Source organism: Janthinobacterium sp. TB1-E2 (genome assembly GCF_036885605.1).
Classification (GTDB): domain Bacteria; phylum Pseudomonadota; class Gammaproteobacteria; order Burkholderiales; family Burkholderiaceae_D; genus Janthinobacterium; species Janthinobacterium aestuarii.
This window is the reverse complement of record NZ_CP142523.1, coordinates 558,194-575,778: the sequence shown is the minus strand read 5'-3', so window position 1 is coordinate 575,778 and position 17,585 is coordinate 558,194. Positions and strand designations below refer to the sequence as shown.

18 protein-coding genes are annotated in these 17,585 nt (G+C 65.2%); 3 read left to right on the top strand and 15 right to left on the bottom strand.

Translation table 11 applies throughout. The features are described from left to right. Nucleotides 1-142 precede the first annotated feature (142 nt). Nucleotides 143-517: a hypothetical protein gene (locus tag OPV09_RS02555; protein WP_230518124.1), complete on the top strand. Its 375-nt coding sequence runs from the start codon at nucleotides 143-145 to the stop codon at nucleotides 515-517. A gap of 190 nt (nucleotides 518-707) precedes the next feature. Then, on the top strand, nucleotides 708-1,697 hold the full coding sequence (locus OPV09_RS02550; RefSeq protein WP_338680424.1) for a PEP-CTERM sorting domain-containing protein: 990 nt from the start codon (nucleotides 708-710) through the stop codon (nucleotides 1,695-1,697). Nucleotides 1,698-1,764: 67 nt separating this feature from the next. On the opposite strand, the gene OPV09_RS02545 is transcribed toward OPV09_RS02550, so the two are convergent. The 14 genes from OPV09_RS02545 to OPV09_RS02480 form a co-directional block, all read right to left on the bottom strand. Continuing rightward, nucleotides 1,765-2,832 carry a tetratricopeptide repeat protein gene (locus OPV09_RS02545; RefSeq protein ID WP_338680423.1) on the bottom strand — a complete coding sequence of 356 codons (1,068 nt, stop codon included), beginning with the start codon at nucleotides 2,830-2,832 and terminating at the stop codon, nucleotides 1,765-1,767. A gap of 11 nt (nucleotides 2,833-2,843) precedes the next feature. Continuing rightward, the gene (locus OPV09_RS02540; protein WP_070304505.1) at nucleotides 2,844-3,782 is read right to left on the bottom strand and encodes a type II secretion system F family protein; all 939 of its coding nucleotides are present in this window, start codon (nucleotides 3,780-3,782) and stop codon (nucleotides 2,844-2,846) included. 13 nt (nucleotides 3,783-3,795) lie between these two features. Then, nucleotides 3,796-4,773: a type II secretion system F family protein gene (locus OPV09_RS02535; RefSeq protein ID WP_338680421.1), complete on the bottom strand. Its 978-nt coding sequence runs from the start codon at nucleotides 4,771-4,773 to the stop codon at nucleotides 3,796-3,798. 10 nt (nucleotides 4,774-4,783) lie between these two features. After that, a complete protein-coding gene (locus OPV09_RS02530) occupies nucleotides 4,784-6,130 on the bottom strand; it encodes a CpaF family protein (RefSeq protein ID WP_080698639.1) in 1,347 nt (448 codons plus the stop codon). A 57-nt stretch (nucleotides 6,131-6,187) separates the two neighbouring features. Further along, nucleotides 6,188-7,357, bottom strand: coding sequence for an AAA family ATPase (locus OPV09_RS02525; protein WP_034752983.1), 1,170 nt, complete (start codon nucleotides 7,355-7,357; stop codon nucleotides 6,188-6,190). Between the two features lie 55 nt (nucleotides 7,358-7,412). Beyond that, nucleotides 7,413-8,021 (bottom strand): TadE/TadG family type IV pilus assembly protein, encoded by a 609-nt coding sequence (locus tag OPV09_RS02520; protein WP_051991344.1) that lies wholly within the window; start codon nucleotides 8,019-8,021, stop codon nucleotides 7,413-7,415. Next, nucleotides 8,011-8,493 (bottom strand): TadE/TadG family type IV pilus assembly protein, encoded by a 483-nt coding sequence (locus OPV09_RS02515; RefSeq protein WP_070304501.1) that lies wholly within the window; start codon nucleotides 8,491-8,493, stop codon nucleotides 8,011-8,013. Before OPV09_RS02515 ends, OPV09_RS02520 begins: the two co-directional genes overlap by 11 nt. Then, complete coding sequence (locus OPV09_RS02510) at nucleotides 8,490-9,917, bottom strand: pilus assembly protein TadG-related protein (RefSeq protein ID WP_338680417.1); 1,428 nt, start codon at nucleotides 9,915-9,917, stop codon at nucleotides 8,490-8,492. Before OPV09_RS02510 ends, OPV09_RS02515 begins: the two co-directional genes overlap by 4 nt. After that, nucleotides 9,907-10,209 carry a hypothetical protein gene (locus tag OPV09_RS02505; RefSeq protein ID WP_034752980.1) on the bottom strand — a complete coding sequence of 101 codons (303 nt, stop codon included), beginning with the start codon at nucleotides 10,207-10,209 and terminating at the stop codon, nucleotides 9,907-9,909. Before OPV09_RS02505 ends, OPV09_RS02510 begins: the two co-directional genes overlap by 11 nt. Before the next feature lie 16 nt (nucleotides 10,210-10,225). Continuing rightward, complete coding sequence (locus tag OPV09_RS02500) at nucleotides 10,226-11,665, bottom strand: type II and III secretion system protein family protein (protein WP_338680416.1); 1,440 nt, start codon at nucleotides 11,663-11,665, stop codon at nucleotides 10,226-10,228. Between the two features lie 18 nt (nucleotides 11,666-11,683). After that, on the bottom strand, nucleotides 11,684-12,544 hold the full coding sequence (gene cpaB, locus OPV09_RS02495; protein ID WP_072455854.1) for a Flp pilus assembly protein CpaB: 861 nt from the start codon (nucleotides 12,542-12,544) through the stop codon (nucleotides 11,684-11,686). Next, a complete protein-coding gene (locus OPV09_RS02490) occupies nucleotides 12,541-13,914 on the bottom strand; it encodes an ATP-binding protein (RefSeq protein ID WP_338680414.1) in 1,374 nt (457 codons plus the stop codon). Before OPV09_RS02490 ends, cpaB begins: the two co-directional genes overlap by 4 nt. 93 nt (nucleotides 13,915-14,007) lie before the next feature. After that, entirely contained in the window at nucleotides 14,008-14,541 is a 534-nt protein-coding gene (locus tag OPV09_RS02485) for an A24 family peptidase (protein WP_070304497.1), read from the bottom strand. A gap of 53 nt (nucleotides 14,542-14,594) precedes the next feature. Beyond that, nucleotides 14,595-14,777, bottom strand: a complete 183-nt coding sequence (locus OPV09_RS02480) for a Flp family type IVb pilin (RefSeq protein WP_034752975.1) — start codon at nucleotides 14,775-14,777, stop codon at nucleotides 14,595-14,597. Between the two features lie 481 nt (nucleotides 14,778-15,258). Between OPV09_RS02480 and OPV09_RS02475 the strand changes: the two genes are divergently transcribed. Then, entirely contained in the window at nucleotides 15,259-16,305 is a 1,047-nt protein-coding gene (locus OPV09_RS02475) for a GGDEF domain-containing protein (protein ID WP_034752974.1), read from the top strand. On the opposite strand, the gene OPV09_RS02470 is transcribed toward OPV09_RS02475, so the two are convergent. Then, complete coding sequence (locus tag OPV09_RS02470) at nucleotides 16,302-17,528, bottom strand: HD-GYP domain-containing protein (RefSeq protein ID WP_338680413.1); 1,227 nt, start codon at nucleotides 17,526-17,528, stop codon at nucleotides 16,302-16,304. The two genes, OPV09_RS02475 and OPV09_RS02470, sit on opposite strands and share 4 nt — an antisense overlap. Between the last annotated feature and the right edge of the window lie 57 nt (nucleotides 17,529-17,585).

Sequence of the window (17,585 nt, the reverse complement as noted above, 5' to 3'; positions counted from 1 at the left end):
ATTATCGGCGCGAGGCGATGTGCCGCACCTTTGATCTGGCGCAAACGCCGCATCGGCTTTGCGGCCACGATAGACGTTTCGACAGGTTGCCAGTGCCCCTCTGGCAGCCTGGTCCTACCATCACGGGGCACAGGAGCCTATCATGCACAGCCTGAACATCCACGCCATGCAATGGCAGCCCGTCGCCGATATTTCCGCCGTCAATCCGCTGCTGCCCGATGACCTCGCCTGCTTTCGCGAACTGCGCGACGTGCTGCAACGCTACGGCGCCCTCGACCGTTTTGGCATTTCCCTGATCCACCGCCATTTCGACATCGCCGATGACGAGGAATTGATGGAGTACACGGATGCGGAAGCACGCACCCTGACGGTAAAGCCTGTCAAGAAAAGCGACATCGACTGGCAGCACACGACGATTACCAACTGGAAACTGACGGAAGACGAGGAAGTGGCCCGCATCGGTTGCGGCTGCGCGCGCAACTCGGGTGGCCACCTCGGCTATCACCGGGGCACCTGAAAGCGGCGTCGGCCTTTCTTACACTTTGCTTCCGTCGGCTCAGTCCGCTTTGCGCAAGCCCTTGATTCAATATGCTTTTTTTGTGTGGCACGCAAGCTGCTTATCACTGTCTACGAGATGAATCCAGGCAGGTCATTCTGGATTCTTTCTCCCCCGGATTTTCCGAGACTGACTACGATAAGAGGCTGCGATGAACGTCGATCACACACGAAGCAAAACCCTGGGTTGGCTGGGCGCACTGGCGGCGGCAAGCTTGCTGGCCAGCGGCCAGGCGCAGGCCGGCGCGTACGGCCTGTCCGTCAACGAATTGAACTCTTTCCGCATCACCACCAGCGCCGGCGCGCTGTCGCTGGCCGGCGCCAATCGCAATGCCAGCGACAGCGCCTTTTTCGAGGGCGGAGTGGCCGTCAATCCGCGCGCCGTCAATACAGGCCCGGCCGCCAACGCCGATGTGCTGCAAGTGTGTTCAGGCAGCGGTTGCGGCGGCTTGCCGCAAAATAACTACGCGCCCAGCCCCAGTTCCACTCTGGAGTTCGCACGCGGCGATGCGCACGCATTCGGCAACATGCTCAATGGCGGCTCCACCGTGCGCGCCGTTGCGGAAGCACAGCGCAACACGGTCGGCGCCGCCACGGCCACGGCTGGCGACACGCTCACCGGCTCCGTCAATCTGACCCTGTCGAGCGCCGGCTTCATCACCTTCAACTTCATGGGACGGCGCGATCTGCGCACCAGCGTGACGACCATGGGTGACAAGTCGAGCGTATCGATCATGGATATCTTCAATATCTCGTGCAATACGTCCAGTCCCGTGGGCTGCCTGTCGAACGCGAATGCCGATGGCGTGATCTTCCAGTTCGCGCCCGATGGCGACGCCAGCAATGGCAGCGACGTCAATGGCAACCATACGGTCGGCAGCCTCGATCCCTTCAGCCTGAACATGACGGCAGGCACCAACGACCCGGCCACCTCGCGCGCCTTTGCGAATGGTTTTGCGATGTTTTCCCTGACGTCGAATTTCGCCCTGCCCGCCGGCAGCTACACCTTGAACTTTTCCAAGTCCACGCGTACCGACATCGTCGTCATCGAGCCTTTGCAAGTACCGGAGCCAGGCACCCTGTTCCTGCTTGGTACGGGACTGGCAGCCCTGGCTTTTACGCGCCGCCGCCAACCGAAATAATTCGCGGCATGAAAAACACGCGGCGCCCGTAAAAGGCGCCGCGTTTTTTTATGCCGATAACGATGTTTTAACCGAGCCGTGCCAGCGCCCGGCGCGCCAGTTTCAATTGCTGCAGATAATAGCGGTGCAGCATGGCGGGATCGGTGAGGTCGCGCCCCAGTACCAGACGCAGCTCGCTGGCGGGACAGTCGGCGGCCTGGGTCTGTACTTGGGCGCCCAGCTGGCGGGCCAGCTGGCGCGCCGCCTGTTCCTGCGCGGGCCGGTATTCGACGCGCGTGCGCGCCACCTGGAAGCTGGTTTCATTGGCCAGGCGCACCACTTGCACGGGCGCACCAGCCAGGCTGCGTGCCAGCGCGGCGGCCAAGCCAGGCACGCCGTTGCCGTTGACAATTTCCAGGCGCGGATGCGGCGCGCCGGCTGCCGGTGCAAGCGCCACAGACACCGACGCGGCAGCGGGCACGCTGCGCACGACGGCCGACGGCACGCGCCGCAGGCGGGCCATGCCATCGCTCTGCGTGATCTCCACGCGCGCCATGGCGGGTGCATCCGGCACAGGCTCGGGCACAAGCTTCGGCGGCGCCTCGCCACGCAACAAGGCCATGTCGCGCCGCACATCGTGTTCCTGCAAGCTGGCCGCCTGGTGCCGCATGACGGCGGCGCGCTCGTGCTGCCCCAGCCGTTCGAGCACCTGCGCCAGATGCCGCCAGGTCAGCGCATTGAGCGGGTCGAGCAGACAGGCCTGTTCCAGCGCAGTCAACGCTTGCGCATCGCGCCCGCTCAAATAATAGGCATGTCCGAGATTGCTGAACAGATAGGCCTGCCGCGGCTGCGGCATGCCCGCCTCCTGCGTCAAGGCCAGCCAATGGGCGATCGCCGCGTCGTGTTCGCCGCGCTGCGCATGCAGCACGGCCAGGCCGTTGCGCGCGTTCACGTGGCGCGGCGCATGGCGCAGGGCCTGCTCATAGGCCGTTTGCGCCGCAGGCAGGTCGCCCCGCTCGAAATGCTGGCGCCCCGCCGAATAGGCGGCATCGGCGTCGGGCCACGCCGCCACCGGCACGTGGGCCAGCTGCGTGGTACAGGCGGCCAGGCCCAGGCAGGCGCAGGTGGCGGCCAGGCGGGAAATCGTCAAGCGCATGGTGACTCCTTTCAGCGGCTGGCCATGGCCGGCACGAGCACGCGATAGACTTCGATCACGGCCGGCCCCATGAGCACCAGCATCAGGGTGGGAAAGACGCAAAAGATCAGCGGGAACAGCAGTTTCAGGGCGATCTTCGCTGCCGCCTCTTCTGCAAGCAAGCTGCGCTTGCCGCGCAGGTTTTCCGAATGCACGCGCAGCGAATCGCCCATGCTCGTGCCGAAGCGTTCCGATTGGATCAGCATGGCGACCAGGGTGTCGACGTCTTCCACGCCGCTGCGCAGGGCCAGGTTGCGCAGCGCCTTTTCCTTGGAAAAGCCGGCGCGCATTTCCATCAGCACCAGCTGCAACTCCTGCGCCAACACCACGCTCTTGATATGGATTTCGCCCGACACCTTCACCAGCGCGCGCTCCAGGCTCAGGCCCGCTTCCACGCAGACGGTCAGCAAGTCGAGCGCGTCGGGGATGTTTTCAAAGATGTCGCGCTGGCGCCGCTTGGCCGTGCTAGCCAGCACCAGGTTGGGCAGGTAATAGCCGATGGTGGCGCTGACGCACAGCAGCAACAGCAGCACGCTGCGCAGCTGCGCCGCCATGGCGCTGGCCGCATACAGGCCCAGCACGGTGGGAAACAGCAGGGCCAGCACGGTCTTCGCCGCAAAATACAGGGCCGGTGCGCTGGCTTGCCGCCAGCCCGCGTTCATGAAGCGCGTACGCAGCGGCGAACGTTCCCAGCCCTCTTCCGGCAGCGACAGCTTGCTGAACGGCTGCGCCACGCGCGCCACCCTCTCCACCCAGCCATTTTCCACCACCGCCTCGCTGGCGGCAGGCGCCGTGGCGCCAAACAGGCGCTGGCGCAAAGTGCCAGGAAAGAAGATCACCCACGCCAGCAGGGCCAGCGCCACCACCACGGCAAAGACGATCACGAGAAACAGCAGTTGTGCACCGCTCATAGCACCTCCTGTTTTAGATGCGGATGCGGATCACATTGCGCATCCAGACCACGCCCAGCGCCACCATGCCGGCCGCGTACCACAGCAGTTTGATGCCGCTGGGATCGGTCCACAGCAGGCGGATGTATTGCGGGTTGACCAGCGCCATGACGCCGATCATCACCACCGGCATCAGGCCCAGCACCCAGGCCGACATGCGTCCCTCGGCCGACAGCACGCGCACCTGCCCCAGCAGCTTTAGCCGGGCGCGGATGATGCGCGCGATGCTGACCAGCACCTCGGCCAAATTCCCCCCCGATTCGCGCTGCACCAGCACGGCGATGACGAGGTAGCGCAAGTCCGTCAGCGGAATGCGCGCGGCCAGGTTTTGCAGCGCCTCGTTCATCGGCACGCCGTAATTGATCTCTTCGTGCGCCATCTTGAATTCGCCGCTGATCGGCTCATTGAGTTCATCGCCGACCATCTGCAGCACGTTCGAAAACGAGTGCCCGGCGCGCAACGCGCGGGCCAGGAAATCGGCCGCTTCCGGCAGTTGCGCCTCGATCTTTTTCAGCCGCGCCGCGCGCGCGCGCAGCACGCACAAACACGGTGCGCTCACGGCGCAGGACAGTAGCAGCAAGGCGCCGGGCATGGGCATGGAGCATGCCGCCAACAGCAGCAAGGCCGCCAGCAGCAAGGCGCCGGTGCCGCCCAGGAACTGCGCCACCGACCAGGACAAGCCCGATTGCAGCAGCAAGCGGTCAAGCCGCGCCGCCTGCGGCAGGCGCCGCAGCCAGCGCTCGAGACCGGGCGAACGCGCATAGCGGCGCTGCTTGAGGATGGAGACCCGCTCGCCGCCGCCCTCGCCGCGCGCCGCCATCAGCCGCAAGCGCCGGTTGATGCGCCGCGCCGCGCTGCCGTGCGTGCCCGACCACCACAGCCAAACGCCCTCCACCATCAGGATGCAGGCGGCGAACAGCAGCACGGCAAAGCCGTAGAAGACCAGGTCCATGGTTCCCTCCTTACTCGTAGATGCGGTCGGGGTCGAACACGCTGTCTGGCACGGGCGCGCCGAACATGCGCAGCCGTTCCGTAAAGCGCGGCCGCACGCCCGTGGCGCAGAAGTGGCCCTGCACCTTGCCGTCGGCATCGACGCCCGTCTGCTCGAAGCGGAAGATTTCATGCATGGCGATGATGTCGCCTTCCATGCCCGTCACTTCCTGCAGGCTGACCAGCTTGCGCGCGCCGTCCGTCAGGCGCGACACTTGCATCACCACCGTCACGGCCGAACAGATCTGCTGGCGCGTGGCGCGCGGCGTCAGGTTCACGTTGGCCATGCCGACCATGTTTTCCAGCCGCGCCAGCGCGTCGCGCGCCGTGTTCGAGTGGATGGTCGCCAGCGAACCCTCATGGCCCGTGTTCATCGCCTGCAGCATGTCGAGCGCCTCGGCGCCGCGCACCTCGCCCAGGATAATGCGGTCGGGCCGCATGCGCAGCGCATTGCGCACCAGCGCGCGCTGGCTCACTTCGCCCTTGCCCTCGATATTCGGCGGGCGCGTTTCCAGGCGCACCACGTGCGGCTGGCGCAGCGCCAGTTCGGCCGCATCTTCGATGGTGACGATGCGTTCGCTGCCGGGAATGAAGCCGGACAGCACGTTGAGCAAGGTCGTCTTGCCGCTGCCCGTGCCGCCCGAGATCAGGATGTTGACCTTGGCCTGGCCCAGCGCCTGCAGCACCTGCACCATGGGCGGCGTCAGGCTTTTGTAATCGAGCAGGTTGGCGATGGTGAGCGGCTGCACGGCAAAGCGCCGGATCGACAGGATCGGTCCATCGACGGCCAGCGGCGGAATGATGGCGTTCACGCGCGAACCGTCAGGCAGGCGCGCGTCGACCATCGGGCTCGATTCGTCGACCCGCCGTCCCACGCGCGAGACGATCTTTTCGATGATCTTCATCAGGTGCGCATTGTCGTGGAAGGTCACGTCCGTCAACTGCAGCCGCCCGCCCCGTTCCACATACACCTTGTCGCAGGTATTGACGAGGATGTCTGACACGCTGGCATCGGCCAGCAGGGGTTCCAGCGGGCCAAAGCCCAGCATCTCGTGCTGGATGTCGAGCACCAGGCTATGCCGCTCATGCTGGTTCAGCACGATGCGCTCTTCCTCGATCACGCGCTGCACCAGCAGCGCCAGTTCGTGCTTGAACTGCTCCGCCGTCAGGCGTTTTAACCGTTCCAGGTCGATACGGTCGAGTATCGTCTGGTGCATGGTTTTTTTCAGTTCCTGGTAGGCGTGCAGCGCCAGCGCGCCTTGTCCATTCGTGGCGGGGCGCACCGTTTCATTCGCCGCCAGGCGTTCGCGTAAAGTCATCTCGGCTCCCATGATGGCTCCCGGCGGGAGCCTTGACATCGTTCATCGGCGACCGCGTCAAGCCTCGCTACGGCTGAACAAGCGGTCGAACAGGCCGCGGCTTTCCGTCACGCGGCGCGCCGTCACCAGTTCCACCAGTTCGGCCAGGCTGCGCGCCACGGCGCTGGTGCGCGACAGCTGCAGCAGCGGAATGCCCTGGTTGACGGAGTCTGTGGCGGCGATGTAATCGTTGGGCACCGTGTGCACCACTTCCGCGCCCAGCGCCTGTTCCAGGTCCGCCAAGCGCAGCCGACCGCCCTTCTCATAGCGGTTGACGATCAGGCGCAGGCGCTCGCCCGGATAGCCGAGCGAACGGAAAATGTCGAGCAGGCGGCGCCCGTCGCGGATATCGGGCAAGGCCAGCTGCAGCACCGGATAGATGGCGTCGGCGTTGTCGAGCGCGCGCAGCGACAGCGCATCGATCTGGCGCCCCACGTCGAGCACGATGTAGTCGTAGTGCTGGCGCGCCACGGCAAGGATGCGGTCCATGTGCTCGGGCTGCATGTCGACCTTGTGCGAAGGGTCGTCGGCCGCCGCCAGCACGCCGAAGTTCGGCGTCACGTGCACCAGGCACGAGGCAAGGAAGGCGCCGTCCATGCGCGCGATCTGCGCGCAGATGTCGGACAGGGTCATGGCCGGCTTCTGGTCCGACACGTACAAGGTGGCGTCGCCGAACTGGCCGTGCAGGTCGATCAGCAGCACCTTGCAGCCGGCCAGGCTGGCCAGCGCATAGGAAAAATTCGTCGACAGGAAGGTGGCGCCGCTGCCGCCCTTGCACGAGATGAAGGCGAGGACTTTACCGTCGCGCATCTGCGTCACGCCGGCCTGGATATCGACCCTGTCCATCGCCTCGTGAAAGGCCTTGTGCACCAGCGGCAGCTGCAGCACTTCGCGCATGCCGGCGCGCATGGCGCGTATCAGCACATCCTGCTGCTGGCCGCGCGTGAGCAGCATCAGCACGGCCAGCGGATACTGGCGCGCCAGGCGCTCGAGCAGGTCGGCTTCATCGGCATCGATGCCGCTGGCGTCGACAATCACCAGTTCCGGCGCTTCCGGCAGCATGCGTTCGACGGCGTCGCGCAGGCCGCTGCGCCGTTCCAGCAGGCGCAGCACGGGCATGCGGGCCGCCCCCTGCGCGGCAATTTCATCGTGCAAGCTGGCGTCGCGGCTAATCATCAAGGCTTTCATCGCACTTCCTCGCTTCTTTCAGGTCTACACATTCGGCTGCGCCGTCAAGTGGCGCTCAGGGACAAAAACCGGGATTGTCCGGATAGCCCAACGACTCGGCCACCGCCATGGTGGCGCCGTTGGGCAGGCGCACGGCGCCTGCTCCGGAGGGAAACATCACGTTCAGCAGCGGCAGGATGGGCCGGTATGGCACGCTCTCGCAACGCCCGCCGTCGCCAGGCACGCACAGGCGTGCGCGCACGAAACGGATGCAGCTGGCGCCATGCGGGTCGTCCAGGCAATTGATGCGGTTGCGTTGCGGGCAGCCCGGCAATACCGTCACCGGCACGGCCGCCAGCGCGGCGCCGCTGCTCGACTGCGACAGATAATCGATGCGCACATACGCGTCGTTGATACCACCGCCCAGCGGCAGCACACCCGGCGCGGCGCGCAGCACGGCGTGCGCGCGTACGGCCTGCAGCGCGCTTGCATTGCTGAAATCGGTGACGGCCGCGCCGCGCGCGGCACGCCGGGTAATCTCGTGCACCATATTCCATAGGTACACGGCGCGCGCCAATTCCAGCATGGCGAACAGGAAGAGCAGGAACAACAGCGCCAGCATGGCGAATTCGACGGCAAATACGCCGCCCTGGCGCTGGCGGCGCAGGCGCAGGTTAATTGACATAGCGCAATGTCGCGTTGGAACGCAAGGGGATAGGCGCCAGCTGCGGCAGCCACGCGCGCGTCAGGTCGGGCAAGAAGACGATGGGCATGTCCACCGACACCTTGATATGCACCTGCTGCGGCGGCGTCGCGTAATTGCCGCAGTTGTAGGAATCGTCGGCATAGGTACAGTCCACGCTGACCCGGACGGACTCCATCGTGGGCCAGCTTTCCGCCATCGCCTCGACCACCATCTGGCGCGAAAATGCGACGCCCTGGGTCGCCGTGCCGATACTGGCCATCTGCGACAGCGGCATGGTCGCCAGGTAGCGCGCCGCATCGTGCGTACTTTTCTGCAGGGCCGTGTACACCAGCAGAGCGCGGCCGAACAGCAGCACGAAGGGCAACAGGCCCATGAAAAACAGCATGATCAGCGCCAGCTCGATGGCGGCGACACCATGCTGGCGGCGTGGCGCGCGGCAGGGCGGCCTCATTGCAGCAACTCCGCGGGGCCCATCAGCGCGCCCTCGGCCGCCAGGCCGTCAAATTCGGCGCTCAGCACGCCATTGGTAGCCGGCGCCGTCATGAAGAAGCGGCCGATGCCGCGCACTTGCGCCAGCACGTCGCTGCCTGCCGGCAGAGGGCAGGCCAGCAGGGGAATATGCAGCAGGCGCCGCTGCGCCACGCCCGTGTTGCCGGTCGGCGCCGTCTGGAATCCAAGCGTCTGGTAGGGCGGCGTGGCAGGATAGCCGGACTTGGCGGCCGGCGCGGCGGGCAGGGCCGGATACAGCTTGGGCCAGTCGCTGGTGGCAAACGGCAGATAGCCGCCGGCCGGCTTCACGCTGCTGTACTTGACCGCCCTGCCAAACGACCACAGCGGCCCGTAACTGCCGACGGCGGGCGGCGTCGCGTTCGATTCCGGATCGGCCACGGACAGCAGCGGATTGCCGGTGCTCAGGGCGCTCGGCGCGTCAGGCGTGTTCGTCATCCACCAGTTCGCGGCCGCATTCGGATAGGCGCGGATATTCGTGTCGGGCGGCGACGTGACGGGATGGCAGCCGCTGCCCGCGTGCAGGTTGAAGCGTGCGTTGAAGGCCGGCCACAAGGTGGCGGGAAACGGCCGGTGCACGTGCACTTGCGCGCTGCCGATGCGCGGGTACAGCACCGTGCCGCTGCACACAAACGGCAGCACGCTGGTCTCGCCGACCTGCAGCGACGGTCCCACCACACCCGGCTGGCCCAGGGGATTGAGCACGAAATGTTCGGCCGCCGGGCCGTTCGGATTGAGTTTCAACAGGTTATACGCCACGCCGCGGCGAAAGCCATATTCCAGCAGCTCGACGGCCGGCAGCAGCGCCGCATTCGTACGCGCACTGGCCGCGCTGGCCGACAGCGCGCAAACGGCCAGCGGCGTCAGGTTCAGACTGGTACGTCCCGCCACGGCGCGCGCGCCCGTGTCCAGCGTGCGTAGCGCCGGCGACCAGGCGCCCAGGAACGCCGTCGCCACCCGCCCCAGCGACGGCTCATTGGCCTGCGTATCGATGCGCACGAACAGCGCCGTGGCCGCATCGGGCACAGCGCCCGCCGCATGCCATTCGCTGGCGGGCGCGTCGGGCACGCTGGCGAAGCGGATGCTGGCGTCCGACAGGATGGCGCCCTGCATGCGGCGCCGCCATGCGCTCTTGTCGGCCGCGCTGCTCTTGGCCTTCGTCACGGCAGCAAGCAAGCCTTCTGGCGTGCCCACCAGTTCCGCAGCCGCCGCCAGCGCCGCGTTGTCGGCCAGGTTCTGCAATTCCGTCTTGCGGCCGATGACCTGGCCCACGTCGAGCGCCAGGCCGATAAAACCCAGCACCAGGATGAGCAGGATGGAAAAGGCGATCAGCATCGCCCCGCGCTGGCCCTGGCGTCTATTTGCCATTGCCGCCTCCCAGCATGAACTGCACCGGCTGCGGCGCCTGGCCGTTCGGTTCGACGAACGAGGCGCGGTAGCGCTGCATGACGGCGTGCGCGCTGGGCCCGTCCAGGCCGTCGGCAGGCTGGCGATTTCCCGCGCTGGCCGGATCGCGCACCTGCTGCGTCATGGCCAGGCGCACGGCGTCGCCGAAGCGCGGGTCCAGCTGCGGCGTGCTGCTGTGTGCGCAGGCGGCCAGCTGCATGGCCAGAGTCAAGGCGGCCAGGCGCCGCAGCAATATCAGGAGCGAGTTCGGCATGGCGTGTCTCCCCGTCTCATTTCAACTCGAAGCCGTTGGCCGCGCGCGGTGGCGGCACGGACGGCGGCGCCAACGGCAAGGTGCCTTCCATCTTGCCGCGCAACATCAAGTCCGTGCGCGAAGGCGGCGCCAGCTGCGCCGTCGGCAGTACGGCGTCCGCCGGCAAAGGTTTCACGAGATGCGCGGTAATGACGAACAACAATTCCGTGCGGTCATGCTGGAAGTCCGTGCTGCGAAACAGCGCGCCGAGGATCGGCAGCTCGCTGAGCCACGGCACGCCCGTGATGTTGCTCACCTGGTTGTTCTTGATCAAGCCGCCGATGGCATAGCTCTGGCCGTCGTACAGCTGCACCGTGGTCGAGGCGCGCCGCGTGGTGATCACGGGCAAAATAGAACGTCCGCTGACGCCGGCGGCGGAAATGCCCACCCCCTCGCGCGACAGTTCCGACACTTCCGGCGCCACCTTCAAATTGATGCGCCCGCCCGACAGCACGGTGGGCGTAAAACGCAGGCCGACGCCATACTCGCGCTCTTCCAGGGTGATCTTGTTGTTGTCCTGGCCGACGGGAATGAATATCTTGCCGCCCGCCAGAAAACTGCCCTCCTGCCCGCTGATCGCCATCACCGTTGGCTCGGCCAGGATGCGCACCAGGCCATCCTGTTTCTGCGCCTCGATGGTCAGCTGCTGGCCATTCGACTTGCGCACGTCGAGCAGGCCATTGGCCGTGCCGCTCAGGAAATTCGACAGCAAGGTGGTGGCCCAGCTGCCGGACGCGAAGCGCAAGGTGGCGCCCACTTCCAGCCGTTCCAGCAGCGACTTCGACACTTCAGCGATCTGCACGGCCAGCATCACCTGCTGCGGCGCGCTGACGTCGAGCATATTGATGATGCGGCTGTTCGCACCACCAGCACCGCCAGCGGGCGCCGTGGCGGCCGCCGGCATGGCGGCAACGTCGGCGGGCTTGGGCAGCGCCAGCGGTGCGGTAGCGCGGCGCACATACGCGTGCGCCAGCTCGGTGGCGCGCAGCACGGCGCCCGCGTCCTGCACCGTGCCCGACAGTACCAGGGTGTCGGCCACGGCCGTGACGCGGATGGCTTTCTCTTCCGGCATCAGGGCCGCCAGGGTCGTTTGCAGGCCGGACGGGTCCATGCTGACGCTGACGTTCACCACGCTGCACACGCCGCTCCTGCCCTGGATGATCATGTTCGTGCTGCCCACGTCGACACCGACCACATATAAAGTGTCGGGCGCGACCAGCATGGCTTGCAGCATGGCCGGATTGCCGACGCTGCGGGCCAGCACGGCCTCGGGCAGGCGCAGCATGCTCGACTTGCCCACCTGCAGCTGCAAGTTGCCGGGCGTCGCCGCTTCGCCGCCGCAGCGGGGACCAGGATCGGCTGCCGCGCCGGCAAGCGGCAACAGCAGGCAGCACAGTGTCAGCAGGGCGCGGTTCATGAGCGTGTCCATGGTTGGCTAAAAACATTCGCGCGACTGGCGCGTCCCATCGATGACGGTGCTGCACTGGCGCTGTGGTTCCGGCGGCGCCTTCGCCACGCGCACCGGACGCGGCGCGGCGGCCAGCACGGGGGCGGCGGCAGGCACGGGAGCAGGCTCGGCGTCGTGCGGTCCGCCCAGCAAGGTCAGCTTGGTGGCGCCCGCCGTCACGCCCGGCTGCGGATCGACCTGGTTGCGCAGCACCAGCGACAGGCTGCCCACGCTGCGCGCCAGGTCCAGGTTTTCCGCCTGTTCCGGCGTCACTTCCAGGGTCACCGCGTTGACCACGCGCGGCTTGGTCTCGTCGCGCCCCACTTCCTGCGCCACGGCCAGCACGAGGATGCGTTCGAGCACGATCTTGGAAATGTTGCGGCTTTGCGGAAACGCGCGGTCGCCGGCATCTTGCTGGGTACTGACGATGATGTCGACATAGTTGCCCGGCAAGGCGAAGCCGGCCACGCCGATCACGTCGTTGACGCGCACGGTGATGGCGCGCCGCCCTTCCGTGATCAGGGCCGACAGGCCACCCAGGGTGCCGACGGGGGCCAGCTTGGCCTCGCTCAGCGGCTCGCCGCGCAGCACGCTGGTTTTCAGCACGCGTCCCGCCAGTTTTGCCGGGTCTTGCAGCGCGCCTTGCGGCAAGCTTTCCGCCGGCCACTCGGCCAGGCGCAGCATCTCGGGTGTCAGGCGCTGGCCCAGGTTGACATCGGTGGAGGCGACGACGATCTTGCCCTTGCCGGCCGGCGTCTGGCGCAGCAGCCAGTGCGAGGCCAGCAGCACGGCCAGCAGACCCAGCACCACGGCCAGGGCCATCATCAGGAGGGCGCGCCGGTTTTTCATGCGATACGCTCGCACAGGCTGGCGGCCGGCATGTCGCAGCTGGCAAACAGGCTGCTCCAGGCCTGCTCCAGGGCGGCCACCGTCAGGCGCGCTTCACAGCCGGCAAAGCCGGCGAAGTCGCCCATGCGCGCCAGCAATTCCTGCGGATAGCTGGCCAGCAAGGGCCGGCCCTGCGCGCCATGCAGCTGCAGCAGATGGTTCAGGACCAGCTCGTCGATGGCCATACCGGCCAGTCGGCATTGCTGGCGGAACAGGGCGCGATAGGCGTTCTCGGCCAGCGGCCCCACCTGCACCTTGTAGCCGATGCGGCGCAGCAAGGCGGCGTCAAACAGCTCGCCTGGCGGCACGTTCGTGGCCAGCACGAGGGCATTGTCGAACGGTACGCTGATCTGCACGCCGCCGGGCAGGCCCAGCTGGTCGCTGCCGCGCGCCAGCGGCTGCATCAGCCGCGTCAGCAATTCTTGCGCGCCCAGGCGCTGGCGGCCCAGGTCATCGACGATCAGCATGCCGTTATTCGCCCGCACATGGGGCGGCGCCTGGTAGCAGCCACCGCTGGCGTCATGGCGCAGTTCCAGCATGCCGGCGTCGAGCTCGGCACCCACGTGGATCACGGGACGCTGGCACAGCACCCAGCGGATATCCGTGCTGCGCCGTTCCAGCGCCTGCCGCGCATGGCTGACGTGCTGCGGCGCGGGCTGCAGGTGCTGGGCCGGATCGTACAACTGGATGATGTCGTGGCCGACGACGATGGCGTAGGGCACGGCGACGAGACCGTGCAGCAATTGGCCCAGCTGCAGCGCCAGGGTCGACTTGCCGCTGCCGGGCGGACCGTACAGCAGCAGCGAGCGTCCCGAATGCAGGGCCGCGCCGACCACGTCGAGCATGCCCGGCCCCGCATGGGCGCCACCGAGCACGGCGGCCAGGTCATCGCTGCCCACGCGCTGTTCCTGTGCCAGCCACGACTGGCGCGCCACCATGGCGCGGTACGCTTCCAGGGTGACGGGCGCGGCGCCGATATACGCGCAGCGTTCGAGGAAGGCGCTGGCGCGCTGCTTGCCGGCGCCCGTCAGCTGGTACTGCACGTCGATATCGGATTCGCCGCGCCAGGCCACTTCGGCCATCTGCTCCGTCACCATGAAATCGAGCACTTCGCGCAAGACATTGATCGACAGGCGCAAGCGCGTCGTCAGCACCGACAGGTGCGTCTTGCCGCCCACAAACATCAGCTTGGCAATCAATTCGACGACGAGGGGCCACTCGAGTCCCGTTTCACGCAAGCTCTTCGGCTGCGGCGGCAAGGGTGGCATCAGGTTCGCGTCGGCAGGGCGCGGCACGCTGTCGGTGCTCATGGAATAGTCGACCTCGGTCATGCTGCGTCTCCAAGCCGGTTAGGACTGCATTGAACAGAATTCATTCTAGCGAGCGAGAACTGGCGTCCATTGATTCAGAGCAATGAATGCCAATCAGAAATAATTCCGCCCTTGCACCACCAGGCAGCCCAAGGCAACGGCCAGTCCGTACGGCATGTTGCCCACGCTGGCGCCGCTGCCCAGCGCGCTTGGCGCCAGCGGAATGCCGGCCATGCGCGCGATCATCGGCCACATCAGCTGGCGCAGATTGCCGAGGCAAACGCGCCACTTGCCCTGCCAGGTGATCATCAGCACAGCCATCACGCCGCCCAGGACAAATGTGGCAAAACAGATCTGCAGCACGGGCCAGGGACCGACAAAGGCGCCCACCATGGCGATCAGCTTGACGTCGCCGGCGGCCATTCCGCGCAGCACGTACAAGGGTAAAAAGAGGAAAAAACCCGTTGCCATGCCGCCCAGCACCAGTTGCGGCACGCGGTGTGGCCACAGCCACAAATGCAGCGCCAGCGCGGCGAGCATGCCCGCCAGCACCAGCCAATTCGGAATCTTGCGTTGGATCAAATCACTGACGGCGGCCCCCGTCACAAAGCACAGCAGCAGCAGGTCGCACAAGGCAGTTGCAGGCATGGCACACCTCCCGAAAAAAACCCGCCACTGGCCGGCCAGCGGCGGGCACCCGCTTAGGGCGTCAACACCAGGTTCGACGAAATATCGGTGAGGACGGCCAGCAAGTTGGTCTTGATCAGCAAGAAACCGGCCGTGATGGCGGTAGCCATCAACGCCGCGATCAGGCCGTATTCGATTGCCGTAATGCCATCCTCATCCTTGACAAACTGCTGTACTGCCGACAGGAAGGTATGCATGACAAGCTCCCAAAAGTGAATCACAAGTCCCTGGCGCAATCGGGTGGGAAACATTGCCCTTTCCTGCTAATATGTTTCCTGCCGTAAATTTCTGCGCCATTACATTGACTATAAAGCGTCCACGTTTTGGCAAATTGACGCGCCACAAGTTTCCACATGGAAATTATCAAACTCTGGTGAAATGGCGGCTGGCGCAAACAAATGTTGCGATCCGGATTGAAAGCCTGCGTCAGGGCAAGTTTTTTGCAATGCAGTGCATGAATCTCATGTATTTACATGAAATATTGCATACGTTAATTGCCTATTAGGCAAAAAGACATTATCCTGCTTAGCTCTTCTTTGGAAAGGCCTCTCGCCCGGCGGTACAGAGCGTCATGCCACCAAATAAATCTTGGCTTCTTGTAGACGGACGCGAACATGCTCTTGCTTGATGCAATGCTGGTATGACGACACTTGTGTGACCACTTTCCAGAGATCGACAATGGATTCCCTACTGAAACACATGGTGGACATGACCGGGCACCGCGACCACACGATGCTCGACATCTCCGTGATCTCGGCGGTCCAGGAACTCGCTGCCGCGTCGCAGACCCGTGTGTTGGCGCTGACCACCGTGCGTGGCCAGGTGTTCGTGCGGTCGCGGGCCATCATCGTGGCGGGCAGCGTGGCCCGCATGGAAGAGCATAACGACCCGACCCTGCCAGGCGAACCGCTGTCCGACTACCCGGCTCTGGCCGCCTGCATCAAGCGCCATGAAGCGAGCGCCGACACCTTGTGCGCGGACGGCCGCCACCTGCTGTGGCTGCCCATCTGGATCGGCGACCAGGTCACCACCTGCCTGGAAATCACCAATCCCACGCCGTACACGGGCGCCACCATCCAGGTGATCGGCGGCATCGTCAGCGTGTACCGCAATTTCCAGAACCTGCTCGACTACAGCGAACGCGATTCGCTCACCGGCTTGTTGAACCGCAAGACCTTCGACGACCAGCTGGCGAAAATCCTGCACAGCCGCGGCGAACCGGAAGCGGAAAAGCCGCGTCCCGTCGATGAAGAGCGGCGCCACCATACGGACACCGAACGGCAATGGCTGGCCGTGATCGACGTCGATCATTTCAAGCTGGTCAACGATAAATTTGGCCACCTGTATGGCGATGAAGTGCTGATCCTGATCGCCAACCAGCTGCAATCGTCGTTCCGCTCGCAAGACCGCATCTTCCGCTTCGGCGGCGAGGAATTCGTCGTGCTGCTGCGCTCGATCACCCTGGAAAATGCGCAGAAAATCATCGACCGCTTCCGCACCAATGTCGAAGCGCACGACTTCCCGCAAGTGGGCAGAGTGACCGTCAGCGTGGGCTTCGTCAGCATCAACGCCTACGAAGCGCCCGTCATCATCCTCGGCCGCGCCGACCAGGCCTTGTATTACGCCAAGAGCCATGGCCGCAACCTGGCGTGCCACTACGACGAACTGGTGGCAAAAGGCTTGCTGACAACCATTACCTCGAACGATACGGCAGAGTTTTTCTAAGCGTCTGCAAGGGAAAGAAAACGCATGGGATCGACTTGCCACTTGGTGGCCGACTCATGGCCGACGATCTTGTCGGCGCCGCCGAAGCCGAAGCCGCGCGACAGGTCGACCGTTTCCGGCTTGATGTAGGTCTTGCTCTTCGTACTGAAAAACACATTGACCTTCGGCGCCAGCAGATTGCTTTCGTGCGCCTCGATGACGACGGCCAGACGGCCCGATTCCAGCATCACCATGGTGCCCACCGGATAAATTCCCACGCAGCGCATGAAATCCTGCGCGAACACGGGATTGAAGTGGAATTTGCTCCACTCATAGATCTTGCGCAAGGCTTCGGCGGCGGGAATACCCTTGTGATAGCTGCGGTCCGACGTCAGCGCGTCATATACGTCGACGATGGCGGCCATCTGCGCCAGTTCGCTGATGGCGTCGCCGGCCAGCTGGTCCGGGTAGCCGCTGCCGTCGCGCCGTTCGTGATGGTGCAAGGTAATGTCGAGGGGAATGGCGCCCACCTCGGGCGACTGGCGCAGGATGTCGTAGCCGTCGCGCGGATGGCGCTTGATCTGGATAAACTCTTCCGAGCTCAGGGGACCCGGCTTGTTCAGCACGCTATCGGGTACCAGCGCCTTGCCCGTGTCGTGCAGCAAGCCGCCGAGACCGGCCTGGTGCGTGGTGGCCGCATCGATGCCGCGCGAGCGGCAAAACGCCACCAGCAGCGCGCACACGCTGACGGAATGCAGGAAGGTGTAATCATCCTTGCTCTTGATGCGCAACAAGCCGACGAGGGCGCCGGGATTGCGCAGGATCGATTCGGTAATATCCTGCACCGTGTGCTGCACGCGGTCGAGCTCGACCGCCTTGCCCAGGCGCACATCAGCCATCACCGTGCGCACCAGGCTGGCCGCCTGCCGCCGCACCTGCGTGGCGCGCGCCAGTTCCATGCCCAGCGACACGCGCGTGACCACTTGCGGTGGCGTGGCGATCTGCACCAGTTCGCGTTCCGTGTCAGCCTGCGCCTGCGCCACCGTGGGCGCGTCCTGCACGTCGAGGCCCTTGCCGCTGTCGATCACCACGTCGTGGATGCCGGCCTGCACGATCTTGCGGATTTCATCGTCGCTGCGCAACAGGAAACGGTTGCGCACGAATGGATGCGTCATCCAGTCGCAGCTGAGGTCATGAATGTACATGCCCACTTTTAATTGAGACGAATCAACTTTCTTGAGCATGCTGTCATCCCACAAATACGCGGCTGGAACACCGAAGGCGTTAGAATGAGTATAACA